12 protein-coding genes are annotated in these 13,906 nt (G+C 66.2%); 7 read left to right on the top strand and 5 right to left on the bottom strand.

The window, feature by feature from the left end:
• Window positions 1-9: 9 nt before the first annotated feature.
• The 3 genes from H3H36_RS09450 to edd form a co-directional block, all read right to left on the bottom strand.
• The gene (locus H3H36_RS09450; protein ID WP_182216642.1) at window positions 10-990 is read right to left on the bottom strand and encodes a substrate-binding domain-containing protein; all 981 of its coding nucleotides are present in this window, start codon (window positions 988-990) and stop codon (window positions 10-12) included.
• A gap of 235 nt (window positions 991-1,225) precedes the next feature.
• Entirely contained in the window at window positions 1,226-1,849 is a 624-nt protein-coding gene (gene eda, locus H3H36_RS09445; RefSeq protein WP_182216639.1) for a bifunctional 4-hydroxy-2-oxoglutarate aldolase/2-dehydro-3-deoxy-phosphogluconate aldolase, read from the bottom strand.
• A 3-nt stretch (window positions 1,850-1,852) separates the two neighbouring features.
• The gene (edd, locus tag H3H36_RS09440) at window positions 1,853-3,775 is read right to left on the bottom strand and encodes a phosphogluconate dehydratase (protein WP_182216637.1); all 1,923 of its coding nucleotides are present in this window, start codon (window positions 3,773-3,775) and stop codon (window positions 1,853-1,855) included.
• A gap of 266 nt (window positions 3,776-4,041) precedes the next feature.
• Here edd and pgi point away from each other — a divergent pair, with 266 nt between their 5' ends.
• The 4 genes from pgi to H3H36_RS09420 all read left to right on the top strand — a co-directional run bounded on the left by pgi (window position 4,042) and on the right by H3H36_RS09420 (window position 9,171).
• Window positions 4,042-5,691: a glucose-6-phosphate isomerase gene (gene pgi / locus H3H36_RS09435; protein WP_182216635.1), complete on the top strand. Its 1,650-nt coding sequence runs from the start codon at window positions 4,042-4,044 to the stop codon at window positions 5,689-5,691.
• 18 nt (window positions 5,692-5,709) lie between these two features.
• On the top strand, window positions 5,710-6,603 hold the full coding sequence (locus H3H36_RS09430) for an SMP-30/gluconolactonase/LRE family protein (RefSeq protein WP_182216633.1): 894 nt from the start codon (window positions 5,710-5,712) through the stop codon (window positions 6,601-6,603).
• A gap of 132 nt (window positions 6,604-6,735) precedes the next feature.
• A complete protein-coding gene (gene zwf, locus H3H36_RS09425) occupies window positions 6,736-8,208 on the top strand; it encodes a glucose-6-phosphate dehydrogenase (protein WP_182216631.1) in 1,473 nt (490 codons plus the stop codon).
• A gap of 108 nt (window positions 8,209-8,316) precedes the next feature.
• The gene (locus tag H3H36_RS09420; protein WP_182166481.1) at window positions 8,317-9,171 is read left to right on the top strand and encodes an SIS domain-containing protein; all 855 of its coding nucleotides are present in this window, start codon (window positions 8,317-8,319) and stop codon (window positions 9,169-9,171) included.
• 5 nt (window positions 9,172-9,176) lie between these two features.
• On the opposite strand, the gene H3H36_RS09415 is transcribed toward H3H36_RS09420, so the two are convergent.
• Both H3H36_RS09415 and H3H36_RS27520 read right to left on the bottom strand, forming a co-directional pair.
• Window positions 9,177-9,773 carry an SAM-dependent methyltransferase gene (locus H3H36_RS09415; RefSeq protein ID WP_182216629.1) on the bottom strand — a complete coding sequence of 199 codons (597 nt, stop codon included), beginning with the start codon at window positions 9,771-9,773 and terminating at the stop codon, window positions 9,177-9,179.
• An 11-nt stretch (window positions 9,774-9,784) separates the two neighbouring features.
• Window positions 9,785-11,158, bottom strand: a complete 1,374-nt coding sequence (locus H3H36_RS27520) for a GNAT family N-acetyltransferase (protein ID WP_311196616.1) — start codon at window positions 11,156-11,158, stop codon at window positions 9,785-9,787.
• A 105-nt stretch (window positions 11,159-11,263) separates the two neighbouring features.
• Here H3H36_RS27520 and H3H36_RS09405 point away from each other — a divergent pair, with 105 nt between their 5' ends.
• The 3 genes from H3H36_RS09405 to H3H36_RS09395 all read left to right on the top strand — a co-directional run bounded on the left by H3H36_RS09405 (window position 11,264) and on the right by H3H36_RS09395 (window position 13,906).
• A complete protein-coding gene (locus H3H36_RS09405) occupies window positions 11,264-11,434 on the top strand; it encodes a hypothetical protein (RefSeq protein ID WP_182216624.1) in 171 nt (56 codons plus the stop codon).
• A gap of 119 nt (window positions 11,435-11,553) precedes the next feature.
• On the top strand, window positions 11,554-12,489 hold the full coding sequence (gene tal, locus H3H36_RS09400) for a transaldolase (protein WP_182216622.1): 936 nt from the start codon (window positions 11,554-11,556) through the stop codon (window positions 12,487-12,489).
• A gap of 205 nt (window positions 12,490-12,694) precedes the next feature.
• Window positions 12,695-13,906, top strand: coding sequence for an efflux RND transporter periplasmic adaptor subunit (locus tag H3H36_RS09395; protein ID WP_182216619.1), 1,212 nt, complete (start codon window positions 12,695-12,697; stop codon window positions 13,904-13,906).

Raw genomic sequence — 13,906 nt, 5'->3', positions numbered from 1 at the left:
GGCTGCTGGCTATTTGGCGGCGATGCCAAACACGGTCTTGTTCGCCACAGGCATCAGCTGCTCGATGTTCCTGCTGGTCGCCACCAGGATAGGCACGGTGATCTGCTTGGCCGGCACCTTGCCGTGCAGGCTCTCCACCAGCGCTTCGGCCGACTTCACGCCCATCAGGTAAGGCTGCTGCATGCCGCACGCCACCAGCGGCCCGGCCTTGAGCAGCTCGGCCACCTCGGGCATGGCGTCGAACGATCCAATCAACACCTCGTTCTGTTTTTTCGCGGCCTTGATGGTGTGCAGCGCCCCCATCGTGGGCTGGTCGGTCTCGATGAAAATGCTGCGCGGCCTGGGCGTGGCCGCCAGCAGGCTCTTGACAAAGCCGCTGGTCTCGTCGGCCGAATAGTTCTGCATCTGGCGCAGTCCCCCTTCGTGGCTGATGCCCGCATCCTTCATCGCGTCGCGAAAACCGTTGGTGCGATCCTGGCCATTCTTGCGCGCCAGCGAAATGGTCACCAGCGCGAACGGATCATGCTGCCAGCCCCGCTCCTTGAGCGCGGCCGCCACCGCCGTGCCCACCTCGTAGGCGCCGCGGTAGTTGTCGGACTTGATGTAGGAGACATACTGCCCGCTGTTGGTGCCGATATCGGCGATCACCACCGGCACGCCGGCCCTGCGCGCCAGCTCCAGCGTGTCGGGCGCGGACTGGCTGTCGACCGGCGAGATGACGATGCCCGCCACGCCACGGGCGATGGCCTCGCGCGCATGCTGGAGTTGCATCTGCGGATTGAGCTGGCTGTCCATCGCGCTGTAGGTATAGCCATTGGCCAGCGCCACCGATTCCACGCCCTTGCCCAGCGTGCCCCAGAACGGCAGGTCAAGCTTGGCGGTGATGTAGACGATTTCCTTGCTGGCCGCGCCGGCTGGGCCACACCAGAACAAGGCGCTGAACGACACGGCGCACGCCGCGCCACGCAACAGGAACGAGCGACGCTTCATTGTTGCGCTCCCATGGGTAGTGCCAACAGGACGGATTTCACGGCGCCGTCCCTGGCGAAGAAAGTTCGCATGTGCAAGTAGTGTTTTACTCCCGGCATGGGTGGTCGTCAAACAAAACTTCAATTATGTGCATGCAAGAGACGATTCTTACCAAGAACTAAACAAGGACAGATTTTCAAGCCCGCGCAAGAAAAAACGACGCCCATGGCGTCGTTTTTTCTTGTACCCAGCGCGCTTAACGCAGGCTGCTGGCCGCCTTGGCCAGGTCCGTGATGCGGTCCCAGTTGCCGGCCGCGATGGCGTCCTTCGGCGTGAGCCAGGAGCCGCCCACGCAGGCCACGTTCTTGAGCGCCAGGAACTGCGACGCCGTCTCTTGCGAAATACCGCCCGTGGGGCAGAACGTCACGTCCGGCAGCGGGCCGCCGATGGCACTCAGCATGCCCACGCCGCCGGCCGGCACGGCCGGGAACAGCTTGAGCTGCTGGAAGCCATGCTCGCGCGCGGCCATCACTTCGGACGGCGTCATCACACCCGGCAGCAGCGGCAGGCCGCTGCTCTTGGCGGCGGCGATCAGGGCCGGCGTCAGGCCGGGCGAGACGCCGAACACGGCGCCCGCGTCGCGCGCGGCGGCGAATTCCTCGGGCTGGGTCAGCGTGCCCACGCCGACGATGGCCCCTTCCACCGCCGACATGGCGCGGATCGCGCCCAGGCCATGCTTGGTGCGCAGCGTCACTTCCAGCACGCGGATGCCGCCGGCCACCAGCGCGCGCGCCAGCGGTACGGCATGGTCAGGATCATCGATCGCGATCACGGGGATCACGGCCGAGGTACGCATAATGTCGAGCAGAGTCATGGTCATGGCTTAGGCTTCTTTCTTCATCGAGTAGTCTTCATCGGAACCGGGCACGGTGTTGCCCGGCGTGTCGACGTCATGCAGGCCGACCGTGGTCGGAATCGGCGACGGCAGCGGGAACGTGGTGGCGCCCTGCTCGGCCGCACACACGCTGGCGCGGAACATCGAGAACAGTTCGCGCCCCATGCCCACGGCGTTGGGCGACAGGTCGGCCGTGGCCAGCGCGCGCGCGCACCACACGTCCGACGGCACCAGCGCTTCCAGCGTGCCGCTGGCCGCATCCAGGCGGATCATATCGCCGTCGCGCACCAGGCCCAGCGGACCGCCGGCCAGGATTTCCGGCGACACGTGGATCGCGGCCGGCACCTTGCCCGACGCGCCCGACATGCGGCCGTCCGTCACCAGCGCCACGCGGCGGCCGGCATCCTGCAGGTTGGCCAGCGCCGGCGTGAGCGCGTGCAGCTCCGGCATGCCGTTGGCGCGCGGGCCCTGGAAGCGCAGCACGGCCACGAAGTCGCGATCGAGCTTGCCAGCCTTGTACTGGGCCATGAAATCTTCCTGCGAGTTGAACACCAGCGCCGGCGCTTCCACCGTGCGGTGCTGCGGCTTGACGGCCGACACCTTCATCACGGCGCGGCCCAGGTTGCCCTTGACCAGCACCATGCCGCCGTCGGCCGAGAATGGCGCGCCGGCCTTGCGCAGCACGGCCTCGTCGCCCGATTCCAGCGGCGACGCCTGCCATACCACGCCCTTGCCGTCGTCCGACAGGAACGGCTCGCCGCAGTGCGCGCGCAAGCCCTTGCCCAGGATGGTGGTGACGTCGTCGTGCAGCAGGCCGGCGTCCAGCAGTTCGCGGATCACGAAGCCGGTGCCGCCGGCGGCGTGGAAGTGGTTCACGTCCGCTTCGCCGTTCGGGTAGATGCGGGCCAGCAGTGGCACCACGGCCGACAGCTCATTGAAATCGTCCCAGTCGATCACGATGCCGGCCGCCTTGGCAATGGCCACCAGGTGCAGCGTGTGGTTGGTGGAACCGCCCGTGGCCAGCAGGCCGACGACGGCGTTGACGATGCACTTCTCGTCAACGATGTGGCCAACCGGCAGGTAGTTGTCGCTCTGGGCCGTGATCTGGGCCGCGCGCTTGGCGGCAGCCGCCGTCAGCGCGTCGCGCAGCGGCGTGCCAGGGGTGATGAAGGCGGCGCCCGGCAAATGCAGGCCCATCACTTCCATCAGCATCTGGTTGCTGTTGGCGGTGCCGTAGAAGGTGCAGGTGCCGGCGCCGTGGTAGGACTTGGCCTCGCCTTCGAGCAGTTCCTCGCGGGTGGCCTTGCCTTGCGCGTACAGCTGGCGCACCTTGGCCTTGTCGGAGTTGGACAGGCCGCTGGTCATCGGGCCAGCCGGCACGAACACGGCCGGCAAATGGCCGAAGTGCAGCGCGCCGATCAAGAGGCCCGGCACGATCTTGTCGCACACGCCCAGGTACAGGGCCGAGTCGAACATATTGTGCGACAGCGCCACGGCCGTGCCCATGGCGATGGCGTCGCGCGAGAACAGCGACAGCTCCATGCCAGGCTGGCCCTGGGTCACGCCGTCGCACATGGCCGGCACGCCGCCGGCGAACTGCGCCACGGCGCCCACTTCGCGCACGGCGTCCTTGATGATGCGGGGGAAGCTCTCGAACGGCTGGTGCGCCGACAGCATGTCGTTGTAGGCCGAGACGATGGCCACGGAAGGCTTCTTCACTTCCTTCAGCACCAGCTTGTCGTTGGCCGGGAAGGCGGCGAAGCCGTGCGCCAGGTTGGTACACGACAGCGCGCCGCGCTGCACGCCCTTGACGCGGGCCGCCTCCAGGTGGGCCAGGTAGGCGCCGCGCGAAGGTTTGCTGCGCTGGATAATCCGCGCCGTTACGGTTTCAAGTACAGGATGCACCGCCATGATCGTTCCTTATGAATGAAGAATTCGGTGAAATTTTACTACAAAAAATCCGACAATCCGATCTTTTATCGCATCTTTTTTATCACAGCCATGCAAAAACACCCGGCCCCACCAAGAGAGTCGGGAGGAGGAAACCCAGGCAGCATAAGGCCGCGCACGAAAGTGTAGTGAATTTACCTGTTTTTCATGTATTATTAGCCATCCGGACCGCACCCGCAGTTGCGCGGTGCCTTTTCCAACCCAGCCACACGACGACGCCAACCATTATGCGCCAGCCCGCCCTCCCCGCCACGGCCAGCTTCCAGGCCCTCCAATCCCACGCCGCCACGGCCCGCCAGTGGACACTGCGCGACCTGTTCGCCCAGGATGCCCAGCGCTTCCCCAAGCTGACCGTGGACGCGGCCGGCCTGTTCCTGGACTATTCCAAGAACCGGCTGGACGCCAGCACCATGGAACTGCTGCTGGACCTGGCGCGCGAGCGCGGCGTGGAGCGCCAGCGCGACGCCATGTTCGCGGGCGAGAAGATCAATCTTACCGAGCAACGCGCCGTGCTGCATACGGCCCTGCGTATGCCGCGCGGCAACAAATTGGTGGTCGATGGCCAGGATGTGGTGCGTGACGTGCACGCCGTGCTCGATCACATCAAGGAGTTCACGGACCGCGTGCGCAGTGGCGCCTGGACCGGCCACACGGGCAAGGCCATCACGGACGTGGTCAACATCGGCATCGGCGGCTCCGACCTGGGCCCGAAAATGGTGTGCCTGGCATTGCGCTCGTACGCGCACCCGCGCCTGAAGATGCACTTCGTCTCCAACGTGGACGGCCACGACATGGACGCCGTGCTGGAACAGGTCACCCCTGAAACGACGCTGTTCATCGTCGCCTCCAAGACTTTCGTCACCGCCGAGACCATGCTCAATGCGCAGACGGCGCGCAACTGGTTCCTGCGCGGCGCCAGCGAGGATGGGCTGGCGCGCCACTTCGTGGCCGTCTCCACCAACACGGAAGCGGTCCGGGCCTTTGGCATCGACCCGGCCAATATGTTCCCGTTCTGGGACTGGGTGGGCGGCCGCTATTCCGTGTGGTCGTCGATCGGCCTGGCCGTGGCGCTGTCGGTGGGCTTTGGCTACTTCAGCGATTTCCTGGCCGGCGCCCACGCGCTGGACGAACATTTCCGCACCGCGCCGCTGGCCGAGAACATGCCGGTGCTGCTGGCACTGGTGGGCTTCTGGAACCGCCAGTTCCTCGGCTGCAGCTCGCTGTCGATCGCGCCCTACCACCAGGACCTGAGCCGTTTCCCGGCCTACCTGCAGCAGCTCGACATGGAGAGCAACGGCAAGCGCGTCACGCGCGACGGCGCCGACGTGGGCGTGCCCACCTGCCCCGTGGTGTGGGGCGAATGCGGCACCAACGCCCAACACGCCTACTTCCAGCTGCTGCACCAGGGCACGGACGTGACGCCGATCGACTTCATCGCCGCGCTGCGCCCCACCCACGACCTGGCGGGCCACCACGACGCGCTGCTGGCCAACTGCTTCGCCCAGTCGGAAGCCTTCATGACGGGCAAGACGGCCGACGAAGTGCGCGCCGACCTGCGCGGCCAGAACCTGAGCGCCGAGCAGATCGAAGCGCTGGTGCCGCACAAGACCTTCCCCGGCAACCGCCCCAGCAACACCATCCTCATGGACCAGCTCACGCCGCCCCTGCTGGGCGCCCTGATCGCGCTGTACGAGCACAAGACCTTCGTGCAGGGCGTGCTGTGGAACGTGAACAGCTTCGACCAGTGGGGCGTGGAACTGGGCAAGGTGCTGGCCAAGAACATCCACGCGGAGCTGACGGGCGAGATCGCCCCCGAACGCCACGACAGCTCGACCAATGGCCTGATCGTCATGGCCAAGGCCGCGCAGCACCTGTAACTCTCAACGAACAACGCTATGAGCAAATACGAGATCATTCCCGCCTTCGACGCCGTCATGCAGGTCGGCGAATGCCCGCTGTGGCATCCCGAGGAACAGGCCCTGTACTGGGTCGATATCGAAGGCTGCGCCGTGCACCGGCTGGCGCCGTCCACCGGCGCGCACCGCAAGTACCCGATGGCGAGCGAACCGTCGGCGCTGGCGCGCAACGAGAATGGCGGCCTGATCGTCGCCCTGCGGCGCGGCTTCGCGCACCTGAACACGGACAGCGGCGAACTGACCGACATCGCCCCCGCGCCCTACGACACGGCCACCACCCGCTTCAACGATGGCCGCGCCGACGCGGCGGGCCGCTTCTGGGTCGGCACCATCTACGAGCCGCGCGACCGCCAGGCGGCCGAGATGTACGTGCTGGAACGGGGCGAAGTGCGCAAGGTCTGGTCGGGCGGCATGACGGTCTCGAACGGCCTCGGTTTCAGCCCCGACCAGCACACCATGTACCACAGCGACACGACGGCCCACCGCATCACCCGCTACGCCTACGACCTGGCCAGCGGCAGCGTATCCGAACCGCGCACGCTGATGCAGTTCCCGACCGACCGCACGAATAACTACGGCGGCCGTCCCGACGGCGCGGCCGTGGACAGCGAAGGCAACTACTGGTGCGCCATGTTCGAAGGGGCGCGCGTGCTCAAGCTGTCCCCGGATGGCGCCATCCTCGACGAGATTCCCCTGCCCGCCCGCTGCCCGACGATGGTGGCGTTCGGCGGCGCCGACCTGCGCACGCTGTACATCACCAGCGCCAGCTACAAGCGCCCCGCCGGCGAGGCCGAGCAGTATCCCCACACGGGCCGCGTCCTGTCGGTGCGGGTGGATGTGGCAGGCCGGGTCGAACCGGCCTACATCGAGTAAGTCCGCATGGCGGCGCCGCAACGCGCCGCCCAGATTGTAGTAAATTTTCTTGCGTTGCGGCTTTTCGTGTAGTAAATTTACATTGAGGCAGCACCCTTCCGGCACCACCACTTTTGCGATCACACACATATTATGGCTCTTACCGATTTTGACCTGGTTCTGTTTGGCGGCAGCGGCGATCTGGCAATGCGCAAACTGCTGCCAGCGATGTACGCGCGCGACGTCGCCAACGACTTGCCGCCAACGGCGCGCATCATCTGCGTGGGCCGTCAGGACTACGGCCAGGACGCCTTCCTGCACACGGTGGAAACCACCTCGCGCCCGCACATCAAGTCGCCGGCCGTGACGGCCGAGGCGTGGGCCCGCTTCACGGCACGCATCGTCTATGTGTCGCTGAGCGCCACCGACGTGGACAGCTACGGCCCGCTGATCAACGCGCTGCGCGAAGACCCGGCCCTGACCCGCGTGTACTACCTGGCCACGCCGCCGCACCTGTTCTCGCAAATCTGCGACAACCTGGCCGCCAACGGCCTGGTCACGCCCAACTCGCGCGTGGTGCTGGAAAAACCGCTGGGCCGCGACCTGGCCTCGGCCAAGCAGATCAACGCCGAAGTGGGCAAGGTATTCGCCGAATCGCAGATCTACCGGATCGACCACTACCTGGGCAAGGAAACCGTGCAGAACCTGCTGGCCCTGCGCTTCGGTAACATCCTGTTCGAGCCGCTGTGGCGCCGCGAATGGATCTCGGACGTGCAGATCACCATCGCCGAGAAACTGGGCGTGGGCAACCGCATGGGCTACTACGACACCTCGGGCGCGCTGCGCGACATGCTGCAGAACCACCTGCTGCAACTGCTGTGTATCGTGGCCATGGAGCCGCCCACCTCGATCGCGCCGGATGCCGTGCGCGACGCCAAGCTGCAGGTGCTGCGCTCGCTGAAGAAATTCACCCCGACCACGCTGGCGCAGAACATCGTGCGCGGCCAGTACCGCGCCGGCCACGTGGACGGCAAGGCCGTGCCGAGCTACCGCGACGAACCGGATGCGCCGGAAATGTCGCGCACCGAGACCTTCGTCGCCATGAAGGCGGAAATCGACACCTGGCGCTGGGCCGGCGTGCCGTTCTACCTGCGCACCGGCAAGCGCATGGCCGATTCGCTGGCCGAGATCGTGGTGCGCTTCAAGCACATCCCCCATTCGATCTTCCACCAGCCCACGTCGAGCTTCCAGCCCAATTCGCTGGTGATCCGCCTGCAGCCGGACGAAGGCCTGCGCATGAACCTGATGGCCAAGACGCCCGGCGACGGCATGCGCCTGAAACCGGCCGAGCTGGAGCTGGACTTCCGCGAATCGTTCAAGTCGCCCCGCATGGACGCCTACGAGCGCCTGCTGCTGGACGTGCTGCGCGGCCAACTGACCCTGTTCATGCGCGGCGACGAACTGGAAGCGGCATGGGAGTGGGTCGAGCCTATCCTGAACAACTGGGAGCAGGACGACACCATGCCGATCCCCTACGCCGCCGGCACCTGGGGCCCGGCCGCCGCCTCGGCCCTGATCGGCCGCGATGGCTTGCAGTGGCGCGAAGAAGCCCTTCCTGAAGACTAAGAATGGAAGGGCAAGGAGTCTGGCCATGCATGGCCAGACCGTTACGCAGGCGCGGTGCCGTGCACCGCGAAACCCCTGTTTCACCCTTGCCGGAAGACTGATTCAATAATGCTGCTCGATTCCATCCGCACCCAGCTCGACTCGCTGTCCAAGTCCGAGCGCAAGGTCGCGCTGGCTGTGCTGGAACAGCCGGCGCAGACGGTCAACCAGAACATCACGGCGCTGGCCAAGAGCGCCCAGGTGTCCGAGCCGACCGTGGTGCGCTTTTGCCGCACGCTGGGCTACGACGGCTGGCATGAGTTCAAGCTCAAGCTGGCCCAGGGCCTGGCGCTGGCCCTGCCGGGCCTGAACGAGCAGCCGGCCCAGGACGACCTGGCCGCAGACCTGGTCAACAAGATCTGCAGCCGCTCCATCAACACCCTGCTGGACCTGCGCAACAACCTCGATCCGGAAGCGATCCAGAAGGCGCTCGACATCCTGTCCAAGGCCAACAAGATCGAGTTCTACGGCCAGGGCACCTCTGGCATCGTGGCGGCCGACGCGCAGCACAAATTCTTCCGCTCCGGCGTGCCGACCGTGGCCTACGCCGACCCGGCCATCCACGCCATCGCGGCAGCGCTGCTGCGCACCGGCGACGCCGTGGTGGCCATCTCCCAGCGCGGCAACAGCCCGCCGCTGGTGCGCTCGGCCAAGCTGGCGCGCCGTGGCGGCGCGGACGTGATCGTGATGGCGCCTTCGGGCACGCCGCTGGCCGAGGAGGCGACGGTGCTGATCCCGATCGACCTGATCTTCAACACCGACCCGTACACGCCAATCTCGGCGCGATTGGCCTACCTGGTGGTGATCGATGTGCTGGCGGTGGGCCTGGCCCTGCAACGCGGCCCCGAGTTCCGCAAGAAGATGCAGAACGCGCAAAAAGCGCTGCAGGAATTCGACCTGCAGTTCGACTCCTTCATCGGCTAAGCAAACTAGACGCGCTCCGCGATCACCGTATCGAACGCCTTCACCGTGCCGCCCGGCGCGGGGAAGCTGCGCGGTTCGTGCGCGAGGATGCGCCAGCCGTCAAACTGCGCCAGCAGCTCGCCCTGTTTGAACAGGCAGTGTCCTTCTGGCGAGAACATATCCATGTAAGTTGTTCCCTCGGTCAGCACGTTGACCACGGCCACGCCGCCCGGCCGCAGCAGCGACTGCAAATGCGCCAACTGGCTGAGCGCCGTGGGGCAGTCGAAGAACGTCAGCAGGCCGATGCAGACCACCGTGTCGAACTGCTCCTGCATGCGCATCTCGCGCAGGTCCGCCACCGCCGCACGCAAGGGCAACGCCTCGTCGCGGGCCACCTGTTGCAGGTGGGCGATGGCGGCCGGGCTGGCGTCGTAAGCGACGACCTCGTGCCCGACGCGCGCCGCATGCAAGGCCAGGTTGCCCATACCGCAGCCAAAGTCCAGTATCCGCCCGCGCAAATGGGGCAGCGCGGCCTGCTCGAACGGGTTGAGCGCGAATTCGTGCTGCGCGATCTGGCGCTGGAACTGGGTATCGAAAAACGCCACGCTGGCATGCAGGCTCACGATGAACTCCTTCAGGATGACTGGGCGCCAAACACTATACCAGCGCTGAAACCGAGCTGCTTGGCGAAGCACACGGCCAGCGGATTGCCCGCATACTTCCCGTAGTTCTCAATCGGCGTGTAGCCGGCCGCCGTGTAGAACTGCACGGCGCGCCGGTTGACCGCGCGCGTCTCCAGCCACATTTCGCGGTAGCCCCGTGCCGTCGCCTCGCGCTCCAGGAAGGCGAGGATGGCCCGCCCCGTGCCCGCGTTGCCCGCGCGCGCGTACATGCGCTTGACCTCGGCCACGCCCGGCTGCAAGGGCCGGAACGCGCCGCAGCCGATCGCCACGCCCTGCAGGTTGCGCGCCACGGCGAAGCAGGCCGTCTCGCCGCGCACGTCGGCCACGTCGAACGAAGCCTTGCCGCTGCTGCCCGTGATCCCGGCCAGGATGCCGGACAATTCGTCCATCAACAGTTGCGCGTCGGCCGTCTCCGGGTCTTCCTGGGCGATCGAAATCTGGTTGCCCAACTGCTCCATCAGGAAGGCGATGAACAGCTTGGTGCGCGCCGGCAGGTGGCGCGTGTCCGTGATCGCGTACACATGGGTCGGTTCCAGCTGCCAGTCCGGCAGCACGCGCACCAGCCGCCCCGCTTCCACGTCCTGCCGCACGATGCGCGGATCGAGGCCGGCGATGCCGATGCCGCTGGCGGCCATGGCGCGGTTCACCTCCGCGCTGTTGCTGACGAAACGCGAGCCGCCCATCACTTCCACCGTCTCGCCGCCGCGATGCAGTCGGCGCCACACGTCCGTCTCGCGCGCCGCGCCCCGGCCCACGCACAGCGAATGATTGGACAGGTCGCTCGCATGCAGCAGCTTGGGCGCCCGCGCCAGGTATTCGGGCGCCGCGTACAGGTAGCGCGGCAGCGTGGCGATCTGGCGCACCACCAGCGAGTTGGGGCCGGCCGGCGGACGGCCCATGCGGATGGCCAGGTCGATCGGCTCCGTCTGCAAATCGACGGGCCGCACCGTGATGTCGAAGTTGAATTTGATGAGCGGATAAGCGCGCGCGAAGTCACCGAGAATGGGCGCCAGGTAGCCGATGGCGAAGTCGGACGTCATCGACACCCGCAAGGTGCCGATGGGCCGCTCGGATACGTCGCGCAGCGCCTGGTGCGCCGACAGCGCTTCCTCGACGATGCTCTGGCAGCGCTTGAAATACACTTCGCCGGCCGCCGTCAGCTCCACTTTGCGGGTCGAGCGGTTCAGCAGCCGCAGGCCGATGATCTTTTCCAGTTCCGCGATATTGCGCGACAGCGTGGAGTTGGGCATGTCCAGCGCGTCGGCGGCGGCGCGGAAGCTCTTGCGCCGGGCCACTTCCACGAACAGCCGCATGTAGTTCAGCACATCCAATCATTGCTCCATTTTTGGAATACTCAATTCGATTATACGTATTTATCCCACCGCAGGAACAGTAGAAAATAAGCAAACCAAATCGACAAGGAGTTCAAGATGGCAACACTGCTCAACGCGAACCACACGCCAGTCCCCTGCGCGCCCCTTTCCACCCGTCCCGCCAGCGTGCGTCCCGCCGCCGCCCCGGGCGCTGCCAGTCCAGCCACGCCGCCCTCGGACTTCCTGCGCGAACTGCACCACATCCTCGCTGCCCTGGCCCACAAGTAGGCGCCGCGCAACGGCACGGAGCGTGACATCACGCGCTCCGTATTTATCATTTGACCAAGCATGAGGACAATAAGCTAAGATACTCTTTGCAATTTCGCTTACCTCTATTGGCACCGCACATGAATCAACTCGAACAGCTCAAGCAATTCACCACCGTCGTCGCCGACACTGGCGATTTCCAGTCGATGAAGGCCTACACCCCGCGCGACGCCACCACCAACCCGTCGCTGATCCTGAAGGCGGTGCAGAAGGACGAATACAAGCCACTGCTGGAAAAGGCCGTGCGCGACAACCCTAACGCCAGCACCGGCGACGTGATCGACCACCTGCTGATCGCCTTCGGCGGCGAAATCCTGAAGATCGTCTCCGGCCGCGTCTCGACCGAGATCGACGCCCGCCTGTCGTTCGACACGGAAGGCTCGGTGGCCAAGGCCCGTGAACTGATCCACCTGTACGAGACGGCCGGCTTCGACCGCGAGCGCGTGCTGATCAAGATGGCCGCCACCTGGGAAGGCATCCGCGCGGCGGAAATCCTGGAGAAGGAATGCATCCACTGCAATATGACGCTGCTGTTCTCGCTGGGCCAGGCCATCGCCTGCGCGGAAGCGGGCGCCCAGCTCATTTCGCCGTTCGTGGGCCGCATCTACGACTGGTACAAGAAATCGACCGGCATCGAGTACGCGCCGGCTGAGGATCCAGGCGTGCAGTCCGTCAAGCGCATCTACAACTACTACCGCAAGTTCGGTTACCAGACCGAGGTGATGGGCGCCAGCTTCCGCAACACGGGCCAGATCCTGGAACTGGCCGGCTGCGACCTGCTCACCATCAGCCCTGACCTGCTGCAGCAACTGGCCAGCAGCGACGCTCCCGTCACGCGCAAGCTGTCGGCCGAATCCGCGCCGGCCGCCGCCGTGGGCAAGATGTCGCTGGACGAGAAATCGTTCCGCTTCATGCTCAACGAAGACGCCATGGCCACGGAAAAACTGGCCGAGGGCATCCGCGCCTTCTGCGCCGACTCGGGCAAGCTGAAACAGATCATCTCCGGCATGCGCTGATCGGCCCAGCCCAGCTTCCTCGCCAGCGGGGACGGCGCACGTGGCCCGGCACATGCCGGGCGCGGGTGCCGTCCCCGCTGCCATTTCCAAAGTTGTCGGCTACAAAACGTTACACGAATTGCTGTATTACAATGCTGCAACCCACCCCGCCCCTATCACGCGCCGGGGACCAGTACAGCCAACCATTCCAACTTACGAGACATCCATGAGATCAGTCCCGCGCTGCACGTCTGTCGCCCTCTCCCTCCTGACCCTGGCCACGCTGGCCGCCTGCGGCGACAAGGCCGCCGGCAACGGCAGCCCGCCACCGCCGCCCACAGTCGCCACCATCACCGTCGCCCCCGCCGCCGTTACCCTGAGCACCGAGCTGCCGGGCCGGCTGGAAGCGTCGCGCACGGCCCAGGTACGGGCGCGCACGGCCGGCATCGTGCTGCAGCGGGTCTACACGGAAGGCAGCGACGTCAAGGCGGGACAGGTACTGTTCCGGATCGATCCGGCCAGCTTCCAGGCTTCCTACGACAGCGCCCAGGCGGCCGTCTCCAAGGCCGAAGCGAACCTGGCCCAGGCCGACCTGAAAGTGAAGCGCTACAAGCCGCTGCTGGCCGCCCAAGCCGTGAGCCAGCAGGAATACGACGACGCCGTCACGGCCCAGAAGCAGGCCAGCGCCGACGTGGCCACGGCACGGGCCGCGCGCCAGAACGCCAGCCTCACGCTCGGTTACGCCACCGTCACCGCCCCCATCTCCGGCCGCGCCAGCCGCGCGCTGGTGACGGAAGGCGCGCTGGTGGGCCAGGGCGAAGCGACGCCCATGGCTACCGTGCAGCAGATCGATCCGATCTACGTCACCATCACCCAGTCGTCCACCGAGCTGCTGAAATTGCAGCGCGCGCTGGCCAGCGGCAAACTGACCAGCGCCGGCAAGGGCCAGGCCAAGGTCACGCTGGTGACGGAGGATGGCCAGACCTATCCGCTGCCGGGCAAGCTGCTGTTCTCGGACGTGTCGGTCGATGAAAGCACGGGCGCCGTGTCGATGCGGGCCGAGTTCCCGAATCCCCAGCACACCCTGCTGCCGGGCATGTACGTGCGCGCGCGCCTGGAGCAAGGCGTGCGCGAGGCCGCCATCACCGTGCCGCAGCAGGCCGTGGTGCGCGGACCGGAAGGCGCCTCCGTGCTGGTGGTGGGCGAGGACAACAAGGTGCAATCGCAGCCCGTGGTGGCCGACAACGCCCAGGGCCAGGACTGGGTGATCAGCGCCGGCCTGAAAGGCGGTGAACGCATCATCGTGGAAGGCTTCCAGAAGGCCAAGCCGGGCGCGCAGGTCAAGCCGCAGCCGTGGACCGGGCCCGCTTCAGCTTCGGCTTCGGCTTCGGCTTCGGCCTCCGCTCCGGCTGGCGCCGCGCCGGCCACAGCCAAATAA

The sequence above is a fragment of the Rugamonas fusca genome (assembly GCF_014042365.1).
GTDB lineage: Bacteria > Pseudomonadota > Gammaproteobacteria > Burkholderiales > Burkholderiaceae_D > Rugamonas > Rugamonas fusca.
Note: the sequence above shows the minus strand (reverse complement) of the source record. Positions and strands in the feature narration are given on the sequence as shown.